The following is a 4,725-nucleotide window of genomic DNA, read 5'->3' as shown; positions in this document are numbered from 1 at the left end:
CGACGCCACAGCCCACGACCGAACCCACCGCCGAGCCGACCAGCGAACCCACCACCGAGCCGACGCCGGAGCCCACGCCGGAGCCCACGCACACCGAGCCCCCGGACGAGCCCGAGGAGCCGGAGGAACCCGAGCAGCCGGCCGGTGCGCGTGCCGCGATCGACTTCGCGCTGGCCCAGGTGGGCAAGCCGTACGAGTGGGGCGCGGACGGGCCGAACAGCTACGACTGCTCCGGACTGACGATGCGGGCCTGGGAGGCAGGCGGCGTCGGCCTGCCGCACTGGAGCGTCGCCCAGGCGCAGCGGGTGGACCGGGTGTCCTACTCCGACCTGCGCCCCGGCGACCTCGTCTTCTGGTCCGACAACGGGGAGGCCTCAGGCGTCTACCACGTCGGGCTGTACATCGGCGGCGGGCAGATGGTCCACGCGCCGCGTCCCGGCAAGGACGTCGAGGTCCAGAACGTCTTCTACTGGGTCGACCCGGCGTTCTACGGCCGCGTCTGACGCCGCACCGTCCCCATGATCATCGACCGGTGGCGACGCCATGACGTCGCCAACCGTTGATGATCAAGGGAGATGGCCCGCGTCGACCAGGCGCTGCCGCGACGCCTTGATCTCCTCCTCGGCGGCGGACCGGTCGACCCAGGTGGCGCCCTCGACGGACTTGCCCGGCTCCAGATCCTTGTAGACCTCGAAGAAATGCTGGATCTCCAGCCGGTCGAACTCCGGCACGTCGCCGATGTCCTGCATGACGACCTTGCGCGGGTCCTCCGCCGGCACGCACAGGACCTTGTCGTCGCCGCCGGCCTCGTCGGTCATCCGGAACATCCCGATGGCCCGGCAGCGGATCAGGCAGCCGGGGAACGTCGGCTCCTCGATGAGCACCAGGGCGTCGAGGGGGTCACCGTCGAGGCCGAGGGTTTCGTCGATGAAGCCGTAGTCGTGGGGATATCGGGTGGACGTGAAGAGTCTCCGGTCGAGCTTGATGCGGCCGGTTGCGTGATCCATCTCGTACTTGTTGCGGCTCCCAGCCGGAATCTCGATGGTGACGTCGAACTCCACGACCTCGTCCTCCCCCAGGTTCGTCCCGATGTGCTGATCGCGTCTAGTCTCCCGTACGGTGACGTCGGCCAGGTAAACGGGCGAGGGGGCGTTGATGTCGAGGCGGGCCGCAGTGGTCGCGGGCGCGTGCGCCGTGGTCCTGGTGGCCGGTGCCGGTGCCGGTGCCGGTGTCGTCGTCGAGGCGACCGTCGGCCTGCCGTGGGCCGAGAGCGAGGCGGCGCAGGGCCCGCTGCTCGTCCGCCCGGAGCAGCCGCCGGAACCGGACTGGGTCCTCGCGCCCGGTGTGCTCGGCGCGCCCGGCGTGGAGACCGCCGCGGGCGGCGTGCCGCTCGCCGACGTGCTGGCGCCGCTGCTCGATGCGCCGGCGCTGGGCGGCAACGTCGGTGTCGACGTCGTCGACCTCGGCAGCGGCGCGTCCGTGTACGAGTCGGCCTCGTCGGCGGCGATCACCCCGGCCAGCACGTTGAAGATCCTCACCTCGGCCGCGGTACTGCATGTCCTCGGCCCGGATCACGTGTTCACGACGCGGGTGGTCACGGCAGCGCCGGGCCTGTCCGGCGCGACGCCCACGATCACGCTGGTCGGTGCCGGCGACCCCAGCCTGACCGCCGACGACGACGGTGCCGGCACGTCGCTGGTCGACCTGGCCGACGCGACGGCGGCCGCGCTGACCGATGCCGGTGTCACGTCGGTCGCCCTGGACTACGACGCCTCGCTGTTCAGCGGCCCGGCGGTCGACCCGGACTGGAGCCCCGGCTACGTCGGCGGCGTCGTGTCGCCGGTCAGCGCGCTGGCGGCCGACCTCGCCGACCGGCCGGGCGATCCCGCGCAGGACGCGGCCGAGACCTTCGCCGACCTGCTCGGCGACCGCGGCGTCACGGTCGCGTCGCAGCCGTCGCAGGCCGCGGCCCGGGCCGACGCCGTCGACGTCGCGACGGTCGGTTCCCAGCCGCTGTCCGACATCGTGGAGACGGTCCTGGACACCAGCGACAACGACGGCGCCGAGGTGCTGGCCCGGCACGTGGCCATCGGCGCCGGCATGGAGGGAACGTCGGAGAACGCCGGCCCGGCCGTCCTCCGGGCACTCGGCGAGCTGGGCCTGGACACCACGGGCGCCACCCCGCTCGATGGCAGTGGGCTGGCCCGCGGCAGCGCGGTTCCGGCGGCGCTCGTCACGGCGACGCTGACGGCCGCGGCCGACCCCGCGCGGCCCGAGCTGCGCTCCGTCGTCACCGGGTTGCCCGTCGCCGGGTTCACCGGCACCCTGGCCGACCGGTTCGACGGCGACGACGCGACCGCCGTCGGCGTGGTGCGGGCCAAGACCGGCACCCTCACCGGGGTCAACGCGCTGGCCGGCGTGGTCGTCGCGGCCGACGGCACCAGCTACGCGTTCGCGGTGCTCGCCGACGACGTCCAGGGCACGGAGGCCGCGCGGGAGGCGCTCGACGCCGTCGGCGCCGCCCTCGCCGGCTGTGGCTGCGCCTGAACGCCTTCGGTGACGTAGCGTGGGTGCATGACGACCGCTGACGCCGAACCCGACATGGTCGACTGGGATCTCGCGGTCGCGACGGCCGGCCGACTCGCTGGTTCCGGGCCGGCCGTGAGCGACGACGAGGCCCGTGCGGCCGTCGCCGAGCTGCGCGCCCTCGCGGCGCAGGCCGAGCGGCACGTGGCCGCGTTCACCGGGTTGGACGCGTCCGCCACGTCCGCGCCGCTGGTCGTCGTCGATCGAGGCAACTGGGCCCGGGCCAACGCTCAGAGCATGCGCACCATCATCGCCCCGCTCGAGCGCAAGCTGCGCAAGCACCGCGAGCCCAGCCCTTTCCAGAAGGTCGGGCCGAAGGTCACCGGCCTGCAGACCGGCGCCCTGCTGGCGTTCCTGGCCACGAAGGTGCTGGGTCAGTTCGACCCGTTCTGGTCCGGTCCGATCGAGATCGGCCCGGCCGGCTCTCCTGCCGGCAACGGCGCTGCAGGTACGACCGGCGAGAAGGCGCACGGCCGGCTGCTGCTGGTGGCGCCCAACATCGTCCACGTCGAACGCGAGCTCGGCGTCGACCCGCACGACTTCCGGCTATGGGTGACGCTGCACGAGGAGACCCACCGGGTGCAGTTCACCGCGGTGCCGTGGCTGCGCGACCACCTGGCCGGCGAGATCGAGGCGTTCGTCGCCGCCACCGACGTCGACCCCACCGCGTTCCTCACCCGGGCCCGCGACGCCGTGCGCGCCATGGCCGAGAGCGCCCGGTCCGCCGACGGCAACGTCTCCATCCTCGACCTGGTCCAGACCCCGGCGCAGAAGGCCGTCATCGACCGCGTCACCGCGTTCATGTCGCTCCTGGAGGGCCACGCCGACGTCGTCATGGACGGCGTCGGCCCCGAGGTCATCCCCTCGGTCGAGACCATCCGCCGCCGCTTCCAGCGCCGCCGGTACTCCTCCGTCGGGCTCGACCGCACGCTGCGCCGGCTGCTCGGCCTCGACGCCAAGATGCGCCAGTACCGCGACGGCGCGGCGTTCGTGAACACCGTCGTCGACCAGGTCGGCATGGCCGGCTTCAACCGGGTCTGGGAGTCCGCCGACACCCTCCCCACCAAGGAGGAGATCGCCGACCCGGTCGCGTGGGTGCGTCGCGTGCACGGCGGCTGACCATGCCCCACCCGCACCTGGAGGTTCGGCGGGCGGTCCGCGCCGAGCTGGCCGACGTCCCTCCGGACGGTGCGGTGCTGGTGGCGTGCTCGGGCGGCGCCGACTCCCTGTCACTGGCCGCCGCGCTGGCCTGGGTGGCCGAGCGGGCCGGGCTGCGGGCGGGAGGCGTCTGTGTCGACCACGGCCTCCAAACCCGCTCGGCCGAGCGTGCCAGGACGACGGCGGCGACGCTCGCCGCGCTGGGCCTGGACCCCGTCGAGACCGTCCACGTCGATGCCTCGAACGGCCCGCGCGGGCCGGAGGGCAACGCCCGCACCGCCCGTTACGGCGCCCTCGACGCGGCTGCCGAGCGACACCAGGCGGCGGCCGTCCTGCTCGGCCACACCCGCGACGACCAGGCCGAAACGGTGCTACTAGGGCTGGCGCGCGGGTCCGGTGGCCGCTCGCTGGCCGGCATGCCGCGACGCTCCGGACGCTACCGGCGCCCGCTGCTCGACCTTGGCCGCGAGACTGTCCGGGCGGCGCTGCCGGCCGGCCTGACAGCGTGGGACGACCCACACAACGCCGACCCCGCCTATGCCCGCGCCCGGGTGCGGCATCGCGTGCTGCCGGTGCTCGAGGCCGAGCTCGGGCCAGGGGTGGCCGACGCGCTGGCGCGGACGGCGGAGCTGGTCCGAGCCGACGCCGACGCACTGGACGCCCAGGCCGCCGAGGCCCTCGCCGCCGTGATCGACACGGAGCTGCCACCCCTGGAGGGGTACCAGCTACCCGTCGACCACCTCGCCAAACTGCCTCGCGCGGTGCGCTGGAGGGTGCTGCGCCGGGCCGCGGTCGCCGCCGGCAGTCCCGCCACCGACCTCACGGCCGCGCACGTCCTGGCCGTCGATGCCCTGGTCACGGAGTGGCGCGGGCAGGTCGGCATCGACCTCCCGGGTGGCCTGCGCGCCGTGCGCCACGACGGTGCCCTCCATTTCTCGACGCGCCGGTAGAGGACCGTGTGGGGTGCGAGTGGGGTGGGCG

5 protein-coding genes are annotated in these 4,725 nt (G+C 74.0%); 4 read left to right on the top strand and 1 reads right to left on the bottom strand.

What is annotated here, in order from left to right:
* Window positions 1-503, top strand: a 503-nt coding sequence (locus E1269_RS31855; protein ID WP_203434295.1) for a C40 family peptidase, incomplete at its 5' end; no start/stop codon positions are given.
* A gap of 63 nt (window positions 504-566) precedes the next feature.
* On the opposite strand, the gene E1269_RS31850 is transcribed toward E1269_RS31855, so the two are convergent.
* On the bottom strand, window positions 567-1,061 hold the full coding sequence (locus E1269_RS31850) for an inorganic diphosphatase (RefSeq protein WP_131902251.1): 495 nt from the start codon (window positions 1,059-1,061) through the stop codon (window positions 567-569).
* Between the two features lie 94 nt (window positions 1,062-1,155).
* On the opposite strand from E1269_RS31850, the gene dacB reads away from it, so the two are divergent.
* Genes dacB through tilS form a run of 3 tightly spaced genes read left to right on the top strand, consistent with a single transcriptional unit; the run spans window position 1,156 to window position 4,694 of the window.
* Window positions 1,156-2,547, top strand: coding sequence for a D-alanyl-D-alanine carboxypeptidase/D-alanyl-D-alanine endopeptidase (dacB, locus tag E1269_RS31845; protein ID WP_131902249.1), 1,392 nt, complete (start codon window positions 1,156-1,158; stop codon window positions 2,545-2,547).
* A gap of 54 nt (window positions 2,548-2,601) precedes the next feature.
* Window positions 2,602-3,705: a zinc-dependent metalloprotease gene (locus E1269_RS31840; protein WP_131902255.1), complete on the top strand. Its 1,104-nt coding sequence runs from the start codon at window positions 2,602-2,604 to the stop codon at window positions 3,703-3,705.
* Window positions 3,706-3,707: 2 nt separating this feature from the next.
* The gene (gene tilS, locus E1269_RS31835; RefSeq protein ID WP_203434293.1) at window positions 3,708-4,694 is read left to right on the top strand and encodes a tRNA lysidine(34) synthetase TilS; all 987 of its coding nucleotides are present in this window, start codon (window positions 3,708-3,710) and stop codon (window positions 4,692-4,694) included.
* The last annotated feature ends 31 nt before the right edge of the window (window positions 4,695-4,725 follow it).

Source organism: Jiangella asiatica (genome assembly GCF_004349065.1).
Classification (GTDB): domain Bacteria; phylum Actinomycetota; class Actinomycetes; order Jiangellales; family Jiangellaceae; genus Jiangella; species Jiangella asiatica.
The sequence above is the reverse complement of the archived record's forward strand: the minus strand, read 5'-3'. Positions and strand labels throughout refer to the sequence as shown.

Excerpts from the sequence above, each read along its gene's own strand:
- E1269_RS31840 (WP_131902255.1), top strand. The coding sequence starts at position 2,602 with ATGGTCGACTGGGATCTCGCGGTCGCGACGGCCGGCCGACTCGCTGGT.
- dacB (WP_131902249.1), top strand. The coding sequence starts at position 1,156 with ATGTCGAGGCGGGCCGCAGTGGTCGCGGGCGCGTGCGCCGTGGTCCTG.
- tilS (WP_203434293.1), top strand. The coding sequence starts at position 3,708 with ATGCCCCACCCGCACCTGGAGGTTCGGCGGGCGGTCCGCGCCGAGCTG.